At 60.7% G+C, this 20,963-nt stretch carries 23 protein-coding genes; 18 read left to right on the top strand and 5 right to left on the bottom strand.

Annotated elements, in window-relative coordinates; all coding sequences use genetic code 11:
* Nucleotides 1–5: 5 nt before the first annotated feature.
* Nucleotides 6–434, bottom strand: coding sequence for a group II truncated hemoglobin (locus E2F43_RS16630; protein ID WP_133214763.1), 429 nt, complete (start codon nucleotides 432–434; stop codon nucleotides 6–8).
* A gap of 257 nt (nucleotides 435–691) precedes the next feature.
* Between E2F43_RS16630 and E2F43_RS16625 the strand changes: the two genes are divergently transcribed.
* From E2F43_RS16625 to E2F43_RS16595, 7 genes are all read left to right on the top strand, one after another.
* Nucleotides 692–1,795, top strand: coding sequence for a phosphoribosylaminoimidazolesuccinocarboxamide synthase (locus E2F43_RS16625; RefSeq protein WP_133214761.1), 1,104 nt, complete (start codon nucleotides 692–694; stop codon nucleotides 1,793–1,795).
* An 8-nt stretch (nucleotides 1,796–1,803) separates the two neighbouring features.
* A complete protein-coding gene (locus tag E2F43_RS16620; RefSeq protein WP_133214759.1) occupies nucleotides 1,804–2,553 on the top strand; it encodes a sulfite exporter TauE/SafE family protein in 750 nt (249 codons plus the stop codon).
* A 107-nt stretch (nucleotides 2,554–2,660) separates the two neighbouring features.
* Nucleotides 2,661–3,467 carry an enoyl-CoA hydratase-related protein gene (locus E2F43_RS16615; protein WP_133214757.1) on the top strand — a complete coding sequence of 269 codons (807 nt, stop codon included), beginning with the start codon at nucleotides 2,661–2,663 and terminating at the stop codon, nucleotides 3,465–3,467.
* Between the two features lie 64 nt (nucleotides 3,468–3,531).
* The gene (locus E2F43_RS16610) at nucleotides 3,532–3,939 is read left to right on the top strand and encodes a protein tyrosine phosphatase family protein (RefSeq protein WP_133214755.1); all 408 of its coding nucleotides are present in this window, start codon (nucleotides 3,532–3,534) and stop codon (nucleotides 3,937–3,939) included.
* A gap of 58 nt (nucleotides 3,940–3,997) precedes the next feature.
* The gene (locus E2F43_RS16605) at nucleotides 3,998–5,026 is read left to right on the top strand and encodes a phytanoyl-CoA dioxygenase family protein (RefSeq protein ID WP_133214753.1); all 1,029 of its coding nucleotides are present in this window, start codon (nucleotides 3,998–4,000) and stop codon (nucleotides 5,024–5,026) included.
* 109 nt (nucleotides 5,027–5,135) lie between these two features.
* On the top strand, nucleotides 5,136–5,855 hold the full coding sequence (locus tag E2F43_RS16600) for an NUDIX hydrolase (RefSeq protein WP_133214751.1): 720 nt from the start codon (nucleotides 5,136–5,138) through the stop codon (nucleotides 5,853–5,855).
* 7 nt (nucleotides 5,856–5,862) lie between these two features.
* Nucleotides 5,863–6,510, top strand: a complete 648-nt coding sequence (locus E2F43_RS16595; protein WP_133214749.1) for a cytochrome b/b6 domain-containing protein — start codon at nucleotides 5,863–5,865, stop codon at nucleotides 6,508–6,510.
* Nucleotides 6,511–6,514: 4 nt separating this feature from the next.
* On the opposite strand, the gene E2F43_RS16590 is transcribed toward E2F43_RS16595, so the two are convergent.
* Nucleotides 6,515–6,994: a c-type cytochrome gene (locus tag E2F43_RS16590; RefSeq protein ID WP_133214747.1), complete on the bottom strand. Its 480-nt coding sequence runs from the start codon at nucleotides 6,992–6,994 to the stop codon at nucleotides 6,515–6,517.
* A 216-nt stretch (nucleotides 6,995–7,210) separates the two neighbouring features.
* On the opposite strand from E2F43_RS16590, the gene E2F43_RS16585 reads away from it, so the two are divergent.
* The gene (locus E2F43_RS16585) at nucleotides 7,211–8,929 is read left to right on the top strand and encodes an FAD-dependent oxidoreductase (RefSeq protein WP_133214745.1); all 1,719 of its coding nucleotides are present in this window, start codon (nucleotides 7,211–7,213) and stop codon (nucleotides 8,927–8,929) included.
* Between the two features lie 6 nt (nucleotides 8,930–8,935).
* Here the strand turns inward: E2F43_RS16585 and E2F43_RS16580 are convergent, their stop codons facing one another.
* Together E2F43_RS16580 and E2F43_RS16575 are read right to left on the bottom strand one after the other, a co-directional pair.
* Entirely contained in the window at nucleotides 8,936–9,196 is a 261-nt protein-coding gene (locus E2F43_RS16580; RefSeq protein ID WP_133214743.1) for a hypothetical protein, read from the bottom strand.
* A gap of 101 nt (nucleotides 9,197–9,297) precedes the next feature.
* Nucleotides 9,298–10,224, bottom strand: a complete 927-nt coding sequence (locus E2F43_RS16575) for a LysR family transcriptional regulator (RefSeq protein ID WP_133214741.1) — start codon at nucleotides 10,222–10,224, stop codon at nucleotides 9,298–9,300.
* Nucleotides 10,225–10,346: 122 nt separating this feature from the next.
* Here E2F43_RS16575 and aptA point away from each other — a divergent pair, with 122 nt between their 5' ends.
* The 3 genes from aptA to E2F43_RS16560 all read left to right on the top strand — a co-directional run bounded on the left by aptA (nucleotide 10,347) and on the right by E2F43_RS16560 (nucleotide 13,137).
* Nucleotides 10,347–11,678 carry an omega-aminotransferase AptA gene (aptA, locus tag E2F43_RS16570; RefSeq protein WP_133214739.1) on the top strand — a complete coding sequence of 444 codons (1,332 nt, stop codon included), beginning with the start codon at nucleotides 10,347–10,349 and terminating at the stop codon, nucleotides 11,676–11,678.
* Nucleotides 11,679–11,716: 38 nt separating this feature from the next.
* On the top strand, nucleotides 11,717–12,688 hold the full coding sequence (locus E2F43_RS16565) for an AEC family transporter (RefSeq protein WP_238946984.1): 972 nt from the start codon (nucleotides 11,717–11,719) through the stop codon (nucleotides 12,686–12,688).
* Between the two features lie 83 nt (nucleotides 12,689–12,771).
* Nucleotides 12,772–13,137 carry a PilZ domain-containing protein gene (locus tag E2F43_RS16560; RefSeq protein ID WP_133214737.1) on the top strand — a complete coding sequence of 122 codons (366 nt, stop codon included), beginning with the start codon at nucleotides 12,772–12,774 and terminating at the stop codon, nucleotides 13,135–13,137.
* A gap of 29 nt (nucleotides 13,138–13,166) precedes the next feature.
* On the opposite strand, the gene E2F43_RS16555 is transcribed toward E2F43_RS16560, so the two are convergent.
* Nucleotides 13,167–14,303: an acyl-CoA dehydrogenase family protein gene (locus tag E2F43_RS16555; protein ID WP_133214735.1), complete on the bottom strand. Its 1,137-nt coding sequence runs from the start codon at nucleotides 14,301–14,303 to the stop codon at nucleotides 13,167–13,169.
* A gap of 126 nt (nucleotides 14,304–14,429) precedes the next feature.
* On the opposite strand from E2F43_RS16555, the gene E2F43_RS16550 reads away from it, so the two are divergent.
* From E2F43_RS16550 to E2F43_RS16520, 7 genes are read left to right on the top strand one after another with little or no spacing between them, the layout of a single operon-like run.
* On the top strand, nucleotides 14,430–15,857 hold the full coding sequence (locus tag E2F43_RS16550) for an aldehyde dehydrogenase family protein (protein WP_133214733.1): 1,428 nt from the start codon (nucleotides 14,430–14,432) through the stop codon (nucleotides 15,855–15,857).
* Between the two features lie 8 nt (nucleotides 15,858–15,865).
* Entirely contained in the window at nucleotides 15,866–17,356 is a 1,491-nt protein-coding gene (gene glpK, locus E2F43_RS16545) for a glycerol kinase GlpK (protein WP_133214731.1), read from the top strand.
* Nucleotides 17,357–17,358: 2 nt separating this feature from the next.
* Nucleotides 17,359–17,544: a hypothetical protein gene (locus E2F43_RS16540; RefSeq protein ID WP_133214729.1), complete on the top strand. Its 186-nt coding sequence runs from the start codon at nucleotides 17,359–17,361 to the stop codon at nucleotides 17,542–17,544.
* Complete coding sequence (locus E2F43_RS16535; protein WP_238946983.1) at nucleotides 17,544–18,356, top strand: FkbM family methyltransferase; 813 nt, start codon at nucleotides 17,544–17,546, stop codon at nucleotides 18,354–18,356. The genes E2F43_RS16540 and E2F43_RS16535 overlap by 1 nt, the downstream gene beginning before the upstream one ends.
* Before the next feature lie 60 nt (nucleotides 18,357–18,416).
* On the top strand, nucleotides 18,417–18,974 hold the full coding sequence (locus E2F43_RS16530) for a nitroreductase family protein (protein WP_133214727.1): 558 nt from the start codon (nucleotides 18,417–18,419) through the stop codon (nucleotides 18,972–18,974).
* Between the two features lie 44 nt (nucleotides 18,975–19,018).
* Nucleotides 19,019–19,951, top strand: a complete 933-nt coding sequence (locus tag E2F43_RS16525) for a peptidyl-prolyl cis-trans isomerase (protein ID WP_133214725.1) — start codon at nucleotides 19,019–19,021, stop codon at nucleotides 19,949–19,951.
* Nucleotides 19,948–20,949, top strand: a complete 1,002-nt coding sequence (locus E2F43_RS16520) for a HupE/UreJ family protein (protein ID WP_133214723.1) — start codon at nucleotides 19,948–19,950, stop codon at nucleotides 20,947–20,949. The genes E2F43_RS16525 and E2F43_RS16520 overlap by 4 nt, the downstream gene beginning before the upstream one ends.
* Nucleotides 20,950–20,963 lie beyond the last annotated feature (14 nt).

Here is a 20,963-nt window from a genome sequence, read left to right as displayed (position 1 = left end):
GTGACTCAGTGGGAGGCGATGATATTGCTGTCGACGCTGGCTGCGTTGGGACCTTCGCGATTGCGTACCGCATCGGCGATGCGGAACAGGGGTATCCTGAGCATTTCCACCAGCTCCTCGCTGGCTTCGATGCGCTCCAGCGCCTTGTCCATGCACAATAGCCATTGGTCCCGCTCTTCCGGGCCAATGTGGTAGGGCTCGTGGGGCTCGGTCATACACACTGTGCCATACTTGTCCGCGTAGCGCGGCGGACCACCCATCCAGCCGGTCAGATACTCCGCCAGCTTTTCCTTCATCGGGGTGAGATCGGCAGCGTGCATGGCCCGCAGGTTTGCGGCTTCCGGGAGCTCGTCCATAATGTCGTAAAATGCGCTGGTGAGCTCGCGGATGCCATCCTCGCCAAGGATCTGGTAAGGCGTTTTCGGCTGATTCATGATGGTTACCTGTCACGCGTGAACAACTGTCAAAGCAGGATATGTTACACCCACCCGCGCTGAATTCCCTAATGCGGGGCGGGCAGGGACAAGGAGTTCGATCCGCTGTCGACCCCGGGAATCCAGTGACAGGGGTATTCGGCACAGCGCGAGTCTGCTGGCCATTGTGGTGGTAGATCTCATTCCTCTGGTAACATTGCGCCACTCTGGCGTGCGCGGTGCTGCACCCTTCACATACCGGTTAGCGGAAAACCCACATGAGTCTCGCTGATAAAGTTCTGGCTGTTAATGACCACCTTCCCATTCGCACCGGTGCTCCTGTGCACAGCGGCAAGGTGCGCTCCGTGTACTGGCTCAATGAAGCCGACAGCGCCCGCCTGGTTGCCCGGCGCGGCTACGACGTAGCCCCCGATGCACCGCTGGCGATCATGGTGATTTCCGATCGCATATCCGCCTTCGACTGCATTTGGCACGGTGAGGGTGGAATGAACGGGGTGCCGGGCAAAGGCGCTGCGCTGAATGCTATTTCCAACTACTGGTTTGACCGTTTTCGCGAGCAAGGGCTGGCCGACAGTCACATTCTGGAAGTGCCCCACCCACTGGTGTGGATCGTGCAGAAGGCGCGACCGGTCAGGATAGAAGCCATCGCCCGCAGGTACATTACCGGGTCGATGTGGCGTGCCTATGCCAATGGCGAGCGGGAATTCTGTGGCATCAAAATGCCCGACGGCCTGCACAGGGACCAGCAGTTGCCGGATCTGCTGATCACACCTTCTACCAAGGGGATTCTTGAAGGAATCCCGGGGGTACCTGCTGTCGATGACGTCAACATCACCCGCGGCGACATCGAGAAAAACTACCAGGCATTCAACTTCAGCAAGGTGGGCGATGTTGATCGCTACGAAACCCTGCTCCGCGAGGGCTTTGAACTGATCAGCGCTCGGCTGGCGGAACTGGACCAGATATTTGTGGATACCAAGTTTGAGTTTGGCTACGTCAACGACAAGGCCGGCAATGAAAAGCTGATCTATATGGACGAGGTCGGCACGCCGGATTCTTCCCGTATCTGGGATGGTCCGTCCTGGCGTGATGGCAGGGTGGTGGAAAATTCCAAGGAGGGCTTCCGCCAGTTGCTGCTCAATCACTTTCCCGACCCGGACATCCTGCTCAACAAGGAGCGGATGCAAGAGCGCCAGGCACTGGCCCGCGATAACGCGTTGCCCGCCGATGTCCTCATGGCGGTCTCCGCGACCTACACCGGAATCGCCGAGAAAATCATCGGCAAACCGATCCAGCTCGCCGACAACCCGGAAACCGAAATCGTTGATGTGCTGGGCGGTGAGTACGGCCTGGTCGACTGAGCCCAGTCTTGCTTTCCGACCCCGGCTTCTACCTGGTCAGCATCCCTGCGGTACTGTTGTACGGCGTCGCCAAGGGCGGCTTTGGCGGCGCCGTTGCGGTGCTGTCGGTGCCGATGATGGCGCTGGTGATGTCACCGACCCAGGCAGCGGCCATTCTGCTGCCGATTCTGGTGGTCATGGACGTGGTGGTAGTGCGGACCTACTGGGGGCAGTTCGACAGGCAGGCTTTGCGGCTACTGTTGCCGGGCGCCGTGGTCGGGATACTCATCGGTTACCTGGCCGCTGACCGGATGAGCGATGATTACATGCGAATTCTCATCGGAGCCCTCTCGCTGGTATTTGCGTCACAGCAGTTACTTGGCCTGCAATCGCGTGGAGCGACAGAACACAGGGCGGGCCCGGCTGGCTTTTTCGGCCTGCTGGCCGGTTTCACCAGTTTCAGTATTCACGCCGGCGGCCCGCCGTTAACGATGTACCTGCTGCCCAAACGGCTCAATCCCTTGATATTTGCCGGAACCGCCGGCATCTTTTTTGCGGTGGTTAATGCCATCAAACTGGTGCCCTATGCGATGCTTGGGCAGTTCAGCAGCGATAACCTTCTCTACTCCCTGGTACTGGTGCCGCTGGCACCGCTGGGAGTAAAGCTCGGCCATTACCTGGTCAAAATTACCGAACCTGGACTTTACTACAAGATCATCAGCGTCTGTCTGCTGGTGCTGGGTGGCAAACTGTTGTGGGATGGTATTGCCGGTTTGTGAATGGCGGGGTTCAAGCGGCTGAACTTCACTGGCGTTTGCCCTGGCCTGGCTTGGGGCGACCTGGTTTATCCTATAAGCTCAACTGACTTGGGCAGGGGGATACACGCGTGAGCGCCATCATTCTGGAAAAAAAAGGCCAACAGGCCTGGATCACCCTGAATCGCCCCGAGTCGAAGAATATGCTCAATGGCGAAGCCTTCGTCGAACTCGCGGATGCCTGGGACGAGGTGCGCGCCGACGACGACATTCGTGTCGTGGTTCTCACCGCCGCCGGCGAGGAGGATTTCTGCTGTGGTGGCGACCTTGGCGAGGTGATTCCACTGTGGACCGGCGTGCGGCAGCCGCAGAATGCGCTGGAAGAACGCCTGCTGGCAGACCCGACGATCCCTGACAGGATCATGCTCAAGGGTGAGCCACTGTACAAACCGGTGGTGGCAGCGATCAACGGCCGGGCTCTGGGCGGCGGTACCGAACTGCTGCAGGCGACCGATATCCGCATTGCTGCTGAGCATGCGGAGTTCGCGTTACCAGAGCCGAAACACGGGATCGTCCCCGGAGCCGGTTCCATGGTCAGGCTGACCCGTCAATTGCCCTGGGCTCACGCCATGCGCATCCTGCTGGGCGGGGAACCGGTGACCGCTGCTGAAGCCCTGGCCATGGGCCTGGTGTCGGAGGTCGTGCCCCTGGCCGAATTGCAGGGGCGAGCTCAGTATTATGCAGATAACATCTGTCGCCAGGCACCGCTGGCGTTGCAGGCGATTAAACGCACCGCCCTGGAAACCCACACCATGCCCTGGGCAGATGCCTTCAGGTTTGAGATGGAGCAGGCGGCCGCGGTCATGATGTCGGCCGATGCCCGCGAGGGTCCCCGGGCATTCCGGGAAAAACGAGCGCCCCGGTTCAAGGGCAGTTAGTTCCCGACACCAGTGCTGGCCTGGCAGGGGGCGCTCTGGTATAACGCCCCTCGGAGGTACACCTATGAATTCCTACAAACTCACTGACACGGTGGCCGTGGCTGGCCAGATCACCTCTGGCCTGGTCGATGACATTGCCGCTGCCGGTTACAAGGTGTTATTGAATAATCGCCCCGACGGGGAAGAACCCGGACAGCCCACCAGCGCCGAGATCGCCGCGGCGGCAGAGGCGGCCGGACTGGAATATCACCATATCCCGGTGACGGCTATGAATTTCCCCGGCGAGCACCTCAATGAAATGGCCGATCTGTTCGATGATGAAGAGCGACCGGTATTTGCTTTCTGCCGCACAGGCACCCGCTGTACCAATCTCTGGGTGGTTTCCCGTCAGCCGGAAGAGCGGGCGGCGGCGGTAGCCCACGCCCAGGCTATCGGCTTCGACCTGTCCATGGCGGCACGCGCCCTGTCCTGATAACTCGCTTTGGTGGCAGCAGTCGTGCCACCTTCGCCCTGTCCAGGATTAAACAGCTATGCTCCGCTCCATAATCTACCGGGCCAAGCGGTGTGTTCACTGCTCGCCGGGCTTGTACCGAGCGCTGTACGCCGGTGCTACCTTCAACTTCGACTACCTGGGGCAGCAGCTGCAGCGCAAGCATTACGCTTCACGCTTCGGTGGTATGTGGACAGACCGCGATGATTTCGAGGACATCCTTAACGCCAGGGTAAGGTCAGGTGAGATTCCGCAGGGGCAGGTGGAAGGGCTGTACAACTGGCGGGAACAGGGCTTTGTGCGTCTGGAGCAGGCGGTGGACCACGCCCTGATTGATCGCTACCTGGCCGAACTTGAGGCGCTGAAGTCTGCGCCGGAATCGCCGCTGCTGATGACCGCCGCCAGTGCGCCAGAGCCGGTGCCTTATCGCCCGGAAGCGGCCGAGGCTCATCATAGCGTGCGGGTGGTGGACGATTACTTTTTCAACGTGACGGCCAGGGATATTCTCTTTGGTGAACCCGTCACCGATTTTCTGGCGCTGGTCTTCAACGCCCGACCGGAGCTTCACCAGAGCCTCAGCTTTGACCGCGGATCCGAGCAGGATATACATCAGGATACGGCCTTCGTGCGAATGAATTCGCCGATGAAACTGGCTGCCGCCTGGGTGGCGTTGGAGGATGTGCGTCCCGGTAGCGGCGAGCTGCTGTACTACCCGGGCAGTCATCGCTGGCCGGATTTCATGTTCAGTAATTTCTTCAAACATTACGACGAGGAGCGCGACGGGCTGCAGCAACTCGAGCGCTGGTATGCCTGGCTACACGCGCAGGGCGAGTCCCACAGCAGCCAACTCACGGCCTTCCTGCCGCGTAAGGGTGATGTTTTCCTGTGGCACGCGGGACTGGCTCATGGTGGCGCAGCCATCACTGATCACAGCGCCACCCGCCAGAGTCTGGTGGGTCATTACTGCCCGCGGGGTGTGCGGCCCTTGTATCACTACTACAAGCCCGCCCAGCGCACATATCGGCATCACGGTCAGTTCCGTTACTGCAGTTCCTATTACCGTGGCTGATTAGGGGTGAACCAACAAAGCGAACCTGTACTCCATTCTCCGGGGCTGGAGGGTGGGAACTCGGCCACCTGCTGGTAAACTGCCGTCATAACAGCGAGAGAGAGTTTTCATGTCAGAGACACAACCGATCAGGCCAGCGAGCACTGTGGTGTTACTGCGCGACAGCGACGAGGGCTTGGAAACCCTGCTCCTCAAACGCAACAAGGCACTGGCCTTTGCCGGTGGTTTCTGGGTCTTTCCGGGCGGCAGCCTGGATGCCGAGGACCTGGCTGCAGCAGGTGGCGACGAGGAGCAGGCAGCGCGTATAGCCGCCGCGCGGGAAGCCATGGAGGAGTGCGGGCAGCAGCCGGAACCGCAGGACATGGTGTTGTTGAGTCACTGGACCACCCCCGAGGTGGAGCGCAAGCGCTTCTCCACCTGGATCTATGCCGCGCCGCTGCGATGCGAGGATGAGGTGGTGATAGACGGTGGGGAAATCCACGATTCGCGCTGGTTGCCCGTGCAACAGGCGCTGGATGAACACCGGGCCGGCGAACTGGCGATGCTGCCGCCCACCTGGATCAGCCTGATGATTCTTTCCAACTACCGCAATGTTGAAGAAGCCATCGCACGGGAGAGGGAGAACCATTCGCCGCGGGTGTTACCGGTGTTGGTCGCGTTCGATGGTGGGCTGGTTGCCCTGTATCGGGGTGATGCCGGCTACGATGCCGCCGACCCGACGCTGCCGGGGCCCAGGCACAGGGCGTGCCTGAGGGACGGTGTCTGGTCCTACATTTACGACCAGGTCGATCCTGAGTATCCTCCACTGATGCCTTTACCTCAGGAGTAAAACGATCATGCAGCCGCTGTGGGACCTGCCGACCCGTGTCTTTCACTGGTCTCTGGTGCTCTGCGTTAGTCTCGCCTGGTGGAGTGCTGAGTTTGAGCGCTACAAGTTGCACGAGTGGGTGGGCTATACCATCATCGTGTTGTTGCTGTCCCGTCTGACGTGGGGATTTATCGGCAGTGTGCATTCGCGTTTCAGCGATTTTATCGCCGGTCCCGCGCGGGTCGTCGCCTATATCAAGGGCAAAGGCAGCCCAACCCCGGGTCACAATCCACTGGGTGGCTGGTCAGTGCTAGTACTGCTGTCGCTGTTGCTGTTGCAGGCGTTCAGCGGACTGTTCAACAGCGACGATGTATTGTTCTCGGGACCGCTGTACTACGCCGCAGATCAGCAATTCCGCGATCTGATGGGAACTATCCACGACGTCGCATTCAATGTTCTGCTGGGTCTGGTTGCGCTCCACGTCCTGGTGGTTTGCTACCACCAGTTCGGGAAACGGGACGGCATGATCACCGCGATGATTCGCGGCTCTGCCGGTGATCGGCAGGGCCGGGAAGCGCCACAGGCTCCCTGGAAAGCCCTGTTGCTGGCTGCAATTATGGCGGGTCTGCTGTGGTTGGGGCTGGAGCAGGCGCCCCAGCCCCAGCCACTGTGGTAGTGCCTCAGTAGAGGTATTCCTTGGATTTGTATTCGTCGTGGCAGGCCTTGCAGGCCTTCCCGGCAGCGCCGGTCGCCTCTGCGATGATTTTCCTGTCGCCGGATCCGGCCGCTATCTGAAGTGCCGCCAGCGCCTGCTGCAAGTCACCCAGCTTGGCCTCGAAGTCATCCTTGTTATCCCAGATTTCTGGCTTGGCCCGGGTGGTGCCCTTGTCACTTCCGGGAGGGAAGGCCCGGGAAACGTCCATGCTGCCTAACGCCGCCAGCTCATTGGCGAAGGTTTTCAGCATGGCATCGTCCCAGGGCATTTCGCCCTTGACCATGGAACCGATGGGACCGAAGTTCATTGCCACCAGGGTAAAGTAGGACTGGCGGTAGGATTGCATCGCTTCCTTGTCGTCGAGGTGGGCCACAACCTGGACCGAGGTGGCCAGTGCGGCGGCGGCAGCCATGGACAAAATGGTGTTTCGGGCAAAACGTTTCATGAAGGATTCCCTGTTTCAGTGGATGGTTCGTAGCAGAGCATTGAGTGTATGCAAGCTGCACCCCCGGGTGCAAGCGCGTCATTATTAAACCACCCGCCACCTGATCGCCGGGATGCGGACAACATGTTAAACCTCTGCCTTGTTAGCAAGCTGTGGGCGCAGTTCGAACCTGCGCAGTAGGCTAACATTGCGGTCATTCTCCAGTGGGGCCAGGCAATGAGCGCAGAACAGAAATGGGACTACAGCTACGACGTGGTAGTTGTAGGGTCGGGCAACGGGGGGCTGACTGCCGCCCTGTGTAGTTACGAAATGGGCACCCGGGATGTGCTGGTAATTGAGAAGTCGGACCTTTACGGCGGCACCAGCTCAATCAGTGGCGGGGGTGTCTGGATACCGGGTAATCGTTATGCCAAAGCTGCCGGCGCCGAGGACTCCTTCGACAAGGCCAGGAAGTACCTGCGCCAGCTGATTACCGAACAGGAAGTACCGGAGTACCAGCTGGACGCTTTTCTGGAAAACGGCCCCAAAATGGTCGATTTTCTCCACCAACGCACCCGGGTGCGCTATGTCTCCCTGGAGCACTATCCCGACTACTACACCAACCTGGATGGCTCGATGGAGGGACATCGGTCGATGGAGCCGGAAACCTTCGATGCCAGCGAGTTGGGTGACGAGTGGAAGCGGCTGCGGCGCACTCACCAGATGATGCACGTGGGGGGCGTGATCGGCATCACCCAGGTGGAGGCGGCGGTAATGGTTGGCCAGCAGCCCGGCTGGTGGAAGTCCATTGCCAGACTCTTTCTCGACTATGTACTGGATATTCCCTGGCGCCTGAAGAGCAGGTATCACCGGCGCCTTGCCACCGGCTGTGCCGGCGTGGCGCGACTCCGCGCTTCCATGATCGACAGGGACATGCCCCTGTGGCTGAATACCAGCATGACCCGCCTGGTCGATGAAGACGGAAAGGTAATCGGCCTTGAAGTCATGCGTGAGGGTAAACCGCTGCGCATCCAGGCCCGCAAGGGCGTGGTGCTTGCCGCCGGTGGTTTTGAACACAACCAGCAGATGCGCGAGCAGTACCTGCCGACGCCCACCGATCACAAGTGGAGTGCCGGTACCTATGACAACACGGGTGACGCCCACCGCGAAGCCATGCGCCTGGGAGCCAGAATGCATCGGCTCAACGAGGCCTGGTGGTGCAACACCATCACAGTACCCGGCGAGCCGATACCTCGACTCTCGGTCATGGAGCGCTCCTACCCCGGCTCGGTGATTGTCAATCCCGCCGGCAAGCGCTTCAGCAATGAGTCACAGAATTACATGGCCTTCCAGATAGAGACCTTTGCCAAGCATTCCGAAGAAAATCCCACCTATCCCACCTGGCAGATTTTCGATGCGGATTTTCGCGCCAACTACTTCGTCGGCCCGCTGTTTAACAGTAAATTCCGGCCGGACTGGCAGGTGCCCAAGGCCTACAACTACGAGCAGGGCGGATTTTACGCCAGGGCTGACAGTATTGCCGAGTTGGCGCGCAAGATCGATGTTGACGTCGCCGGCCTGGAAGAGACCGTCAGCAACATGAATGAGTACGCCAAAACCGGCGTGGATCCGGAGTGCCATCGCGGAGAATCGGCCTATGATCGTTACTACGGCGATCCGCGCGTGACGCCCAACCCCTGTCTGGGGCCGGTGGCGAAACCACCATTTTACGCGGTGCGCCTCGATCCCGGTGACTTCGGCACCCAGGGCGGCATGGTCATCAATGCCGGTGCCCAGGTGATGCGCGAGGACGGTAGCCCGATTGAAGGCCTGTACGCCTGCGGCAACTGCAGCGCACCGACCTTGCCCTGTTATCCCGGGCCGGGCTCTACCCTGGGGCCATCAATGACCTTTGGCTACCAGGCGGCCAAATCGATCACCGGGTATCGGGACTGATCACTGTCACTGGCGACTTTCCCTGTAGTTGTGCCAGCCGCCATCCTCCCAGTATAAGTTGAGTTTGGCCGCGCAGTCCGCCTCGGCATTGGCGGCGCTGGTGGCCATGCGGCTGGCGGCATACTCCTCTTCCCTGATGCACTGGGCCAGGGCGCTCTTGTTGCGCAGCATTTTTTGCTCGTAGCTGGGGCTGTCAACACGGAAATCCAGGCCAAACAGGTACCAGTAGCCAGCAGCTACCACCGCACACACGATCAACCAGCGCATAGAAACCCCCTGTATTCACATCCGCGGACAAAGTCTAGCAAGCGGGGGTGCGTCGCTGGAGCAATTTCTGGGGATTTCGTGAATTCCCGGGCAGCGTCGTGTCAGTCACCGCCATCGTGAACTGCCACCATGGCGTCCAGCAGGGTTTGCACCACCCGTGATGGCGGCGGCGAGCGGCGCACGATAGCGCTGAACTGGCAGATGTACTGGAACAGTTCCGGCAGCAGTGGCCGCATCATGCCGCGACTGACAAAGCCCTCGGCATAGTGCTCGGGCAGGTAGCCGAGGTAGCGGCCTGACAGTACCAGGTGTGCCACTGCCTCCTGGTCGTGAGCGGTGGCGTGCCGTTTGAGACCGAGCTTGCGGGTGGCCTCCATATTGGGCGAGTGGTAGCCGATGCCCACATAGCGGCAGCGACGGATATCGCCATCGGTGATGCCGAGCGGATCGAGATTGAACAGCGGGTGACCACGGGCACAGTAGAGGTACATCTGCTCCCTGAACAGCGGGTAGTAGTCCAGGCTGGCGGAGGGTCGATGATCGGGAATGACGCCCAACTGGTAGCGCCCCTCGATGACACCGCGTTCAATGGCGTTGATGGGTTCCACGTGAATCTCCGGCTGCACGTCCGCCGCCATGCGGTCAAATTGTGCAAACGCCGCGCTGATGTGGCAGGCGGGATTGGAGGCCGTTTTGTCGAACAGGGCAATGGACAGGGGGCCGGTGAGCCGCTGGTGCAGTTCATCCACGTCGTGCTGGAACTCTTCCATCGCGGCCATGATTTTCATGGCGCTGGCGAAGACCTGTTCCCCTTCCGGAGTGAGGGCAAACCCGCCCCGGCCGCGCCGGCACAGGGTGACCCCGAGCCGTATCTCCAGGTCCTTGATGTGCCGGGATATGGTCGACCGGTTGATGTTCAGTTCCAGCTCGGCGGCCGAAAATCCGCCGCAATTGACGACCGCCCGGAAGACCCTGAGCAGGCGCAGGTCGCTGTCGGTGACATTGCCCAGCAGGGCTTTACCCGCCATGGGTATTCTCCATCGGCATAAAGTTAAATTTTAATGAAACTTTAGGTGTATAGGTAATGATTTATGCAACTAATAACAGGCCGTAGAATCTCCGCTTTCAGCCCGTTACGAGAACCCGTTCCATGACCAGCATGCAAAATGTCCAGCCGACCCTGAGCCGGGAGCAGCTTGAAGCCCACTGGATGCCCTACACCGGCAACCGTCAGTTCAAGGACGATCCGCGAATGATCGTCGGCGCCGAGGGCGCTTACTACATCGATGACAGGGGCCGCAGGGTGCTCGACGGCCTGTCCGGCCTGTGGTGCAGCGGTCTGGGTCATAACCGTCCGGAAATCACCGAGGCGGTTACCCGGCAGATGCAGACCCTGGATTACTCGCCCGCTTTCCAGTTTGGCCAGCCGCGCTCTTTTGAGCTGGCCAACAAGATAAAGGCCCTGACCCCGGAAGGCCTGGACTATGTGTTTTTCACCAATTCCGGTTCCGAGTGTGCGGACACCTCGCTGAAAATGGCCCGCGCCTACTGGCGCCTGAAAGGACAGCCGGCCAAGACCAAGCTGATCGGCCGTGCCAAGGGTTATCACGGGGTGAATTTTGGCGGCATTTCTGTCGGTGGAATCGGTGCCAACCGCAAGCTGTTCGGCACTGCGGTCGATGCCGACCATCTCTCCCATACACTGCTCAAGGAGAATGCCTATACCCGCGGCATGCCCGCACATGGCTGGCACCTGGCGGATGAACTCAGCGAGCTGATCGCCCTGCACGACGCTTCCAATATCGCCGCCGTCATCGTTGAACCGATGGCCGGCTCCGCCGGGGTGATCCCGCCTCCGGCGGGGTACCTGCAGCGGCTGCGCGATATTTGTGACGCCAACGATATCCTGTTGATATTCGATGAAGTCATTACCGCCTTTGGCCGAATGGGTGCAATGACCGGAGCAGAGGTCTTCGGCGTCAAGCCCGATATCATGAACGTGGCCAAGCAGCTTACCAACGGAGCAGTGCCCATGGGCGCGGTTATCGCATCGAGTGAGATATACCACACGTTTATGGAGCAGGGCGGCCCCGAATATATGCTCGAATTCCCTCACGGTTATACCTATTCCGCGCACCCTGTCGCCTGTGCCGCGGGAATTGCCGCACTGGAAGTACTGGAGCAGGAGCGACTGCCGCAGCGTGTTGCCGAACTGGCCCCCTATTTTGAAGAGACCCTGCATCAACTGAAGGGCGCGCCCCACATCTGCGATATTCGCAACTTCGGCTTTGCCGGCGCCCTTACCCTGGCCAGTTACCCGGGAGAGCCGGCACGCCGCCCCTACGAGGTGGCAATGCGCATGTGGGAAAAAGGCTTTTACGTGCGCTACGGCGGCGACACCATTCAACTCGGCCTGCCCTTTGTCATCGAGAAGCATGAAATTGACAGCCTGGTGTCGGCGTTGGGTGATTCCCTGGATTGAGGGCATAATGGGCCATTGGGTCCAATGTCCGGGTACGCTTGACTCTCGCTGACGCCGCTGCGCTGCTTTTCACCTGCCTGCTGGTTTCCCTGCCCACGTTCGGCTGGGTGGTGGCCGGCGCCGCGCTGGCGCGTATCGGTTGGCTGCCCCTGTCCCTCAATGACCGGATTTCCCGAATTTCGTTCAACTTCGGGTTGCCGTTGATGCTGTTTGCCGGCGCTGCCAGCGTTGACTACTCCAACCTGCGCTCGGCCAAGTTCCTGCTGGCAGGGGTGCTGGCAACACTGGCGGTCACTGTGGCGAGCTGGGTCTACAGTGCCTGGCGCGGACACCCCCTGGCGGAACGGGGTATCTTTGTGCAGGGGGCATTTCGCTCCAATCTCGCCATCATGGGGCTGGCCCTGTGTATAGCGGCCTATGGCGAGAAGGGGGCGCAGCTCGGGGCGCTGGCCGTCGCTGTCATGACCAGCCTTTACAACGTGTTGGCGGTCCTGGTATTGAACCGAACCCTGGGTGGCAATTCCTCCCTGCTCGCCACCCTGTGGGGCGTGCTTCGCAATCCGCTGCTGATCGGCATCGCCGCGGGGGTGCTCCTGTCGTTGTCAGGCCTGCCGGTGCCGGATATTGTCGAGCCTGCCAGTCTCTGGCTGGGCACTTTTTTCCTGCCGCTGATGCTGGTTTGCATTGGCGGGGCGATGAAATTATCCGAACTGCGCGTGTCCGGACCGCTGGCCTGGGAGGCGACAGGCTGGCGGCTGGTTATTGCACCGCTGCTCTCGGTGTTGCTCGCCCTTGCCCTGGGGGTGCGTGATGAGCCCCTCGGTGTGCTGTTCCTGCTGGTGGCATCACCGGCCGCCGCCGCCAGCTATATTATGGTGGTGGCGGCACGCGGTAACGGGGTATTGGCGGCAAATATTGTTGTCCTTACCACCCTGCTCTCGGTTATCACCCTCACCTGGGGACTGTTTGTCCTTTCCATGTTCTCCCTGGTGGGTTATCCGGGGGGTTAAATCTGGAGAATTTAACAATTCTGTGATGACGTTCCTTGCCTCGGCGTGGCACATTGGTCACACGCAGAATCCGGGGACGAGGTATGACACACGATTTTACCGACCGCCGCAGGCACGAGCGGATCGAAGTCGTGCAGGCCATTTTCATTGAGGTGGTGGCCAGAGGTAGCCGCTCTGAGGCGGAAAATGCCATCATCCGTTGCGAGACTGTCGACATTTCCATTGGTGGTCTCAAACTTCTGGTGCCGTCACAGATCAGCACCGGCTCGCAGCTCAATCTCGCGGTCCCCATGGACGACTGGAAAGAAAACCTGGAACTGGTGGGTCAAGCTATGTGGTGTCGCCCGGCGGAGGGCAAGCCCGGATACTGGGTGGGCCTGGAGCTAAAGGATTCCAGCCGGGAGGATATGGAGAAGTGGTGCAAGGTAGTGCACACGCTCTCCGCCTGAACAGGCCCCCCCGGGCTGAAGTCGGGGTGTCAACGACCGAGGATTGAGCGCGCCACCAGTTCGCGCATGATCTCGGAGGTACCGCCGTAGATGCGCTGGATGCGGGCATCGGTGTAGTAACGGGAAATCGGATATTCGGCGGTATAGCCGTAACCGCCAAACAGCTGCAGGCACTGGTCAATTGTCTTGCACTGCATTTCCGTCGCCGCGTACTTGAGCATGGCGGCGTCATCGGATGTCAGTTCATCGCGGGTGTACTGGTCTGCGCACTTTTCGTAGAAGGCCCGGTTGAGGGCGATCTCGGTTTTGACGTCGGCCAGGGTGAAACGGGTGTTCTGGAAGGAAGCAACGGTTTGCCCGAAGGCTTTTCTCTCCTGGACGTAGTCCACGGTGAGCTCAAGGGCACCCTCGGCAGCCGCAACCGCCTGGGCGGCAATACCCAGGCGCTCCCGGGGCAGTTCGGTCATCATGATGACGAAGCCCTTGTTCAGATCTCCCAGCAGGGCGTTGGCGGGCAGGCGCACATCCTGGAAGAAAAGCTCCGCCGTGTCGGAGGCGTGCTGACCGATCTTTTCTATTTTCTTGCCCTTGTCGAAGCCCGGCAGGGAACTGTCCACCAGGAACAGCGACGTGCCCCTGGCGCCCTTGCCCGGGTCGGTGATGGCCGCCACCACGACCACATCGGCATGAATGCCGTTGGTGATGAAAATCTTGGAGCCGTTAAGTACCCATTCGTCACCGTCGCGCACAGCGTTGGTGCGAATACCCTGTACGTCGGAACCGGCGCCGGGTTCGGTCATGGCCAGTGCGCCCACTGCCTCGCCGGAGACCATTTTGGGCAACCACTGCTGCTTCTGCTCCTCGGTGCCAAAGTGCTCGATATAGGGGGCGACGATGTTGGAGTGAATGCCGTAGCCGCTGGCGAGACCACCAAAGCCCATGTGGGACAGTTCCTCGATCATGGCAAAACACACCTGCGGCGAGGTACCGGCTCCGCCGTAGGCTTCCGGCATGTCCGGGCACAGCAAGCCCGCCTCTCCCAGCTGGTTCCACAATTCGCGGGGAACAATGTGCTTTTCCTCCCAGGCTTCGTAATGGGGGCCGATCAGCTGTTCAAAGGCCCGGCGGGCCATATCGCGAAACAGGGTGAGTTCTTCGTTGTTCATCTGGGGCTCCACAAAACTGGCTGAAAAACGCGCGGATTGTACACCCCTCTGGGGTGATACCCAAGTGAGTGGCCGCTGCTACACTGGGCGAAATATTGGTCAATTTGCTACCGTTGGAGGCAACATATGCGCGATTATCGACAGTTTTACATCAATGGCCAGTGGGTTGATCCGCTCACACCCAACGATTTCGAGGTCATCAACCCGGCGACCGAGGACTTCTGTGCGCTGATTTCCCTCGGGACCGCTGATGATGTCGACCTGGCCGTTGCGGCGGCACGACAGGCGTTTTCCAGCTACGGTCGCAGCAACCGGCAGGAGCGGATTGAGCTGCTGGAGTCCTGCGTGGCGATCTACAAGAAACGCTACGAGGAAGTCGCTGTGGCGATTCGCGAGGAAATGGGTTCCCCCCAGACCTTCGCCATGGAAGAACAGGCCGATTGCGGCCTGGGCCACCTGGAGGAGGCCCTGCGCGTGCTGCGCGATTTCGAGTTTGAGGAAGAAGTGGGCAATGCCCGCGTATTCAAGGAGCCTATCGGCGTCTGCGGCCTGATTACCCCCTGGAACTGGCCCCTGAACCAGATTGCCTGCAAGGTAGCACCGGCGCTGGCGGTGGGTTGCACCATGGTGCTCAAGCCCAGCGAGATAGCACCGCTTTCCGCCCATATCTGGTCGGAGATTATGGACGAGGCGGGCGTTCCGGCGGGGGTCTATAACATGGTCAACGGCGATGGCCCCGGCGTCGGTACCGCCCTGTCGCAGCATCCCGATGTGGATATGATGTCATTCACCGGCTCCACCCGCGCCGGAGTGCTGGTCGCCCAGAATGCTGCACCCACGGTAAAGCGGGTCGCCCAGGAGTTGGGCGGAAAGAGCGCCAATATCATACTGGACGACGCCGACCTCGAGCAGGCCGTGGAGCGGGGCGCCCTGCATATGTTCTCCAACACCGGGCAGTCCTGTAACGCCCCCTCGCGTATGCTGGTGCCGGCGGCAAAACTCGCGAAAGCTGAAGAGATTGCCGCCCGCACAGCGGCCAGCGTGGTCGTGGGTGACCCGGCGGACGAGAAAACCACCATGGGGCCGGTGGTGTCCAAGGCCCAGTTCGACAAGATCCAGGGCCTGATAGACGCCGGTATCGCCGAAGGTGCAAAACTGGTCGCCGGTGGGCCGGGTCTGCCCGAGGGTATCGACAAGGGGTACTTTGTCCGCCCGACGGTCTTTTCCGGCGCCACTAACGACATGCGGATTGCGCGGGAGGAAATCTTCGGCCCTGTGCTGACCATGATCCCCTACGACACCGAGGAAGAAGCCATCGCCATCGCCAATGACACGGTCTATGGCCTGGCGGGCTATGTGCAAAGTGGCGATATGGATCACGCCCGGCAGGTAGCGTCGCGCATTCGCGCCGGCAACGTTAAAATCAATGGCGCCTCCGGGGGCTATGCCGTACCCTTTGGCGGTTATAAACAGTCCGGAAATGGTCGTGAGTGGGGCGCACACGGCTTCACCGATTTTCTGGAAATCAAGGCGGTTGAAGGTTACGAGGGATAGACTGGCTTATGGCGGAATTCGTACTGGCGATAGATCAGGGCACCACTGGCAGCACCGTGGCGTTGATGGACTCAGCGGGAAAGCTCCGCGCCAGCGTCAATTACGAGTTCCCGCAGCTTTACCCAAAACCGGGCTGGGTCGAACACCGTCCCACGGACATCTGGCAGTCGGTGCTCAAGGGCATTCGCGCGATGATGCGCAAGGGTATTTGCAAGCCCGGGCAGATCGCCGCCATCGGCATTACCAACCAGCGGGAAACGGCGCTGTTGTGGGATCGGCAAACCGGCGAGCCACTCAATAATGCGGTGGTCTGGCAGTGCCGCCGCACCACGGATTTCTGTGAACAGCTGAAGGCCGAGGGCCACGAAAAACTCGTGCGACGCAAGGCTGGCCTGGTGCTGGATCCTTATTTTGCGGGCAGTAAATATCGCTGGCTGCTGCGCAATACGTCCGGGGTCGCGCGGCTGCGCAAGGCGGGCAGGGTGGCCGCCGGCACCGTCGACAGTTACCTGATCTGGCAGCTTACCGCCGGGCAAAATCACGTGAGCGATGTATCCAACGCCTCGCGAACCTCGCTGATGAATTTGAACAGCAGGCGCTGGGACAGCCAGCTGCTGGATCTGTTTGACGTGCCGGTGGATATTCTGCCGGACATCGTGCCGTCCAGCGCGGTGCTGGGGCACACATCCGGGGTGCCCGGTCTGCCCGACGGTATTCCCATTGCCGGTGTGGCGGACGACCAGCAGGCGGCCTTGTTTGGCCAGACCTGCTTCAGCCAGGGCGAGGCAAAGTGCACCTTTGGTACCGGTTCTTTTATCCTGATGAATACCGGCTCAGAACCGTTGCAATCCCGCTCCGGCCTGTTGACCACGGTGGCCTGGCAACTGGGCGAGAAGGGCAAACCGGTTTATGCCCTGGAGGGCGGTGCTTTCGTCTGTGGCGCGGCCGTGCAGTGGCTGCGCGATGGTCTGCAGATTATCAAGCGCTCCCCCGATGTGGAGGCACTGGCGTTGAGCGTGGGCGATCACGGCGGCGTGGAGTTTGTACCTGCCCTCACCGGGCTGGGCGCTCCTCATTGGGCACCCGAGGCGCGGGGTACGATAACCGGCCTGACCCGGGGCACCGAACGTGGCCACATTGCCCGCGCCACGCTGGATGCCATGGCGCTGCAAAACGCCGATATCCTGCGGGTTATGGAAGCAGACCTGGGCAAGCGTATGAAGCCCTTGCGGGTCGATGGTGGTGCCGCCGCCAATGACCTGCTGATGCAGATTCAGGCGGACGTGCTGGGCCGGAAACTGATTCGGCCGCAGGTGATAGAGACCACGGTCGCCGGTGCCTGTTACCTGGCAGGGCTGGGCATAGGCTTGTGGCAGAACCCGGGTGAAGTGCGCGGCATCTGGCAGGCAGAGCGGGAGTTCGCCGTGAAAATGAGCACCCGTGCCCGGCGCAAACGGCTCGACTCCTGGAATAACGCCCTCCGGCGCACCCTGGCCTAGCTGTGGCCGAGATCATTCCCTTCCGCAGGCCCTCCCTGAAGCAGAAGCACCGGGGTAAAACCCTGTGCAAGCACGGTCATCACAAGTGGCAGGTGGACAAGGCCAAACAGTTCGACGTGAAGCTGGGCAAGCTGGTGACGGTATACCGCTGCGCCCGCTGCGACACGACCCGGGTAACGAGCCACTGATGGATCCCGGTCCCTCGCTGGTTCCCCTGGCAGTCCCCGGCCTGGATGAACCCCTCTTCCTATGGGTTCACGGCGAGCATGACATGCACGTCTCACGCCGTTTGCGTGAGCAGGGTGTGTGGGAGCCCTACGAGTCATCGCTGGTGCTGGACTTCCTGGCGCCGGGGGATGTGTTTGTGGATGTTGGCGCCAACATCGGTTATTTCTCGTTACTGGCAGCGAGCCGTGTCGGGCCGGCGGGCGCGGTGTTTGCCTTCGAACCCGACCCCGATAATTTCACCCTGCTCACCGACAGTGTTGCGGCTAACGGCAAACAGGATATTGTTCACCCGATCCGCGCCGCTCTCGCCGCCAAAACGGGTGAAGCACGGCTCTACCTGAGTGAAAACAATCTCGGCGATCACCAGATCTTTGCCGCGGAAGAGGGCAGGCAGAGCAGGGCCATCAAACTGTTGAATGGGGCAGAGGCACTCTCCGGCAGGTTGCAGCGCCTGGACTTGCTGAAAATTGACACCCAGGGATCGGAATACGGTGTGGTGCAGGGCCTGATGCCATTGCTGACCTCCCTGCCGACCAGGCCACGGGTCATTATTGAACTGACGCCCCTGTCACTGCGGCAATGTGGCAGCAGCGGACGGGCCCTGGTTGAGCTATTGGCGGAGCTGGATCAGCCCCTGTGGATTATCGATCACCTTGAGCACCGGCTGGTGGCATCCTCAATCGGTGAACTGAGTCAGTGGTGTGACAATGTAGACGCTGTCGCCGGAGATGCCGGGTTCATGAATATTCTGGTGGGAGAAGGCCCCGGCTGAACGGCACATTGGGCGGGTTTGCTGCTATCATTGTCGGCCAGAAGTATCCTGATAACGACCATGAACGACGTACTCCGATTTTTACAGCAGCGCAATTCCTCGCCCAAGTTGACCGCCCCGGCACCCTCCGATCGCGAGTTGCAGGAAATGCTTGCCGTGGCCATGCGCGCGCCTGACCACGCCCGCCTGCGTCCCTGGCGGTTTATTACCATTGCCGGTGACCGCCGTGAGGCCTTGGGAGCCCTGTTAGAGGACGCCCTGCTGAAGCGAAATCCCGCTGCCGACGACAACGCCCGGCAGAAAGCGGTCAATGCCCCCCGGCGGGCCCCCCTGTTGGTGGCGGTGGTGGCGAGACTCCGCGAACATCCCAAGGTACCCCCTATCGAACAGCAATTGTCAGCGGGTTGCGCAGCCTACGGTTTGCTGCTGGCGGCTGAAACACTTGGCTACGCTGGTATCTGGCGCACCGGCGATGCGTGTTTCGATCGCAATGTTATGGACGGCCTGGGGCTTTCCGCCGACGAGGAACTCGTCGGTTTTGTTTATCTCGGCACCCGCCCGGGCGATCCGAAGCCGCTGCCGGACCTGAGTCCTGAAGACTTCGTGAGTGCCTGGTAACAGTGCCGCAGCCATTTCCGGTGTGTCCCCTTCAGGAGTAATGGATGAAATTTCTGGCCAGGCTCAATCGGCCCTGGATTCACTTTATTGTTATCGGATCGGCTCTCTACTGGGCCCAGGGCAAACTGTTCCCGGAGCCGCCCACGGTGATTGGTCCACTGCCTGAAGCGCGGCTCGAGACACTGCAACAGCAGTGGCTGGGCACCGTGGGACGAATACCTACTGAAGCGCAAATGGAGCGGATGATTACCGCCGAACTGGACCGGGACATGATGTTCCAGCGGGGGCTTGAGCTGAATCTGCATCTTTACGACCCAGTGGTCTACCAGCGCCTGTTGCGCAACATGCACTTTCTCGGTATCGCTGAAGGGAAAACCGACCAGGCACTTTACGAGCAGGCACTGGAGATGCGCCTGCACCTGGGAGATGAGGTCATAAAGCGCAGGCTGATCCAGATTGTCGAGCAGTTGTTGCTGGCTGGTAATCCCCCCGTGACACCTGGCGAAGCGGATGTGGCCAGGGAATTTTCCGAGCGCAGGGTAGAGCTGCGGCGTCCACCCCGCTATTCCATAGAGCATGTGTACTTTAACCGCGAGCGTGAAGCGGAGGCGCAGCAGGTCGTCGCAACTATCGCCAGCCAATCCCTGGGTCCGGCAGAGGCCCGCGACCTGAGCTCGCCATTTTTGCCCGGTTACCGCTTCAAACGGCAGACACCGGAACAGTTGTCCCGCCATTTCGGGGCAGCGTTCGTACTGAACCTGCAACAGGCCGGGCCACAGGCAGGACAGTGGTTGGGTCCGATTCGCTCCACCTACGGACTCCACTACGTGTTCGTTGAGGAGGTGGAACCTGCCCGGGATGCAACACTGGAAGAAGTCAGGCCGCTGTTGCTGAGAGACCTGGAGTCGCAGGCCCGGGCGGCGGCGCTCAAGGAGAGCATTGAGCGCTTGCGGGAAGACTATGAGGTGAGACGATGAAACAGCTCAGGATGGCCCTGTTATTGCTGCTGGCCATCGGCCTGAGCCTGCCTGCGCAGGCGCACCGGTTTGCACCTTCGCTGCTCAAGGTGACAGAAATTGGGCCGGGGCAGTACAACCTGGTGTGGAAAACACCGGCCCAGGCCACCAGCAATGTCCCCCTGCGTCCCCGGTGGCCCTCGTCCTGCGAAGTCAGCCAGGCGAGTGCTCCGCAGATGGAAGGTACCGGCATGGTGACCAGCCTGCAGTTGGTGTGCACTGGCCTGGGCGATGATGGGCTGGTAGGCGATACCCTGGGTATCGATGGCCTGGGACCGAACCAGGCCTCGGCGATGCTGATGGTGTCGTTGCTGGACGGGCGTCAATACCAGCAGGTGCTCAATGCCGAGCAGACCCAATTCGTGGTGCCGGAGGAACCCGGCGCCGGTGAAGTGATGGGCGATTACAGTTTCCTGGGCATGGAGCACATCTGGGGCGGCATCGATCACCTGTTGTTCGTGTTCGGACTGTTGCTGCTGGTGGGCGGCGGCACCCGCCTGCTATGGACGATCACCGCGTTTACTGTGGGCCACAGTATTACCCTGTCACTGGTCACCCTGGGTTACTTTAACTATCCGGTTGCCCTGGTCGAGTTTACGATCGCTCTCAGCATTTTTGTGCTGGCGGTTGAACTGACCCGGGAAGGTCGCAACGACCTGCTGTGGCGCAACCCCTGGTGGTTGGCCGGTGGCTTTGGCCTCCTGCACGGCATGGGGTTTGCGGGTGCCCTGGCGGAGACCGGTTTGCCCCAGGACAACGTGCCCCTGGCCCTGCTGTTCTTCAACATCGGTATTGAACTCGGCCAGATCGCGTTTATCCTGCTGGTGCTGGCGCTCTGGTGGTTGCTGCGCAGGCCACTGGGCCCGTGGCAGGAACAGCTGCGCTGGGTGCCTGTTTACCTGTTGGGCGGACTGTCTGCCATGTGGTGCCTGGAGCGGGGCCTGGAAGTCATTGCCTGACCGGCCCCGGCTGG

Origin of the sequence: Seongchinamella unica (assembly GCF_004354085.1) — a bacterium.
GTDB classification, from domain to species: domain Bacteria; phylum Pseudomonadota; class Gammaproteobacteria; order Pseudomonadales; family Halieaceae; genus Halioglobus; species Halioglobus unicus.
Note: the sequence above shows the minus strand (reverse complement) of the source record. Positions and strands in the feature narration are given on the sequence as shown.

Coding starts and splice junctions, on each gene's coding strand:
- E2F43_RS16630 (WP_133214763.1), bottom strand. CDS start 434: ATGAATCAGCCGAAAACGCCTTACCAGATCCTTGGCGAGGATGGCATC.
- E2F43_RS16625 (WP_133214761.1), top strand. CDS start 692: ATGAGTCTCGCTGATAAAGTTCTGGCTGTTAATGACCACCTTCCCATT.
- E2F43_RS16610 (WP_133214755.1), top strand. CDS start 3,532: ATGAATTCCTACAAACTCACTGACACGGTGGCCGTGGCTGGCCAGATC.
- E2F43_RS16605 (WP_133214753.1), top strand. CDS start 3,998: ATGCTCCGCTCCATAATCTACCGGGCCAAGCGGTGTGTTCACTGCTCG.
- E2F43_RS16600 (WP_133214751.1), top strand. CDS start 5,136: ATGTCAGAGACACAACCGATCAGGCCAGCGAGCACTGTGGTGTTACTG.
- E2F43_RS16595 (WP_133214749.1), top strand. CDS start 5,863: ATGCAGCCGCTGTGGGACCTGCCGACCCGTGTCTTTCACTGGTCTCTG.
- E2F43_RS16590 (WP_133214747.1), bottom strand. CDS start 6,994: ATGAAACGTTTTGCCCGAAACACCATTTTGTCCATGGCTGCCGCCGCC.
- E2F43_RS16585 (WP_133214745.1), top strand. CDS start 7,211: ATGAGCGCAGAACAGAAATGGGACTACAGCTACGACGTGGTAGTTGTA.
- E2F43_RS16580 (WP_133214743.1), bottom strand. CDS start 9,196: ATGCGCTGGTTGATCGTGTGTGCGGTGGTAGCTGCTGGCTACTGGTAC.
- E2F43_RS16575 (WP_133214741.1), bottom strand. CDS start 10,224: ATGGCGGGTAAAGCCCTGCTGGGCAATGTCACCGACAGCGACCTGCGC.
- aptA (WP_133214739.1), top strand. CDS start 10,347: ATGACCAGCATGCAAAATGTCCAGCCGACCCTGAGCCGGGAGCAGCTT.
- E2F43_RS16560 (WP_133214737.1), top strand. CDS start 12,772: ATGACACACGATTTTACCGACCGCCGCAGGCACGAGCGGATCGAAGTC.
- E2F43_RS16555 (WP_133214735.1), bottom strand. CDS start 14,303: ATGAACAACGAAGAACTCACCCTGTTTCGCGATATGGCCCGCCGGGCC.
- E2F43_RS16550 (WP_133214733.1), top strand. CDS start 14,430: ATGCGCGATTATCGACAGTTTTACATCAATGGCCAGTGGGTTGATCCG.
- glpK (WP_133214731.1), top strand. CDS start 15,866: ATGGCGGAATTCGTACTGGCGATAGATCAGGGCACCACTGGCAGCACC.
- E2F43_RS16535 (WP_238946983.1), top strand. CDS start 17,544: ATGGATCCCGGTCCCTCGCTGGTTCCCCTGGCAGTCCCCGGCCTGGAT.
- E2F43_RS16530 (WP_133214727.1), top strand. CDS start 18,417: ATGAACGACGTACTCCGATTTTTACAGCAGCGCAATTCCTCGCCCAAG.
- E2F43_RS16525 (WP_133214725.1), top strand. CDS start 19,019: ATGAAATTTCTGGCCAGGCTCAATCGGCCCTGGATTCACTTTATTGTT.
- E2F43_RS16520 (WP_133214723.1), top strand. CDS start 19,948: ATGAAACAGCTCAGGATGGCCCTGTTATTGCTGCTGGCCATCGGCCTG.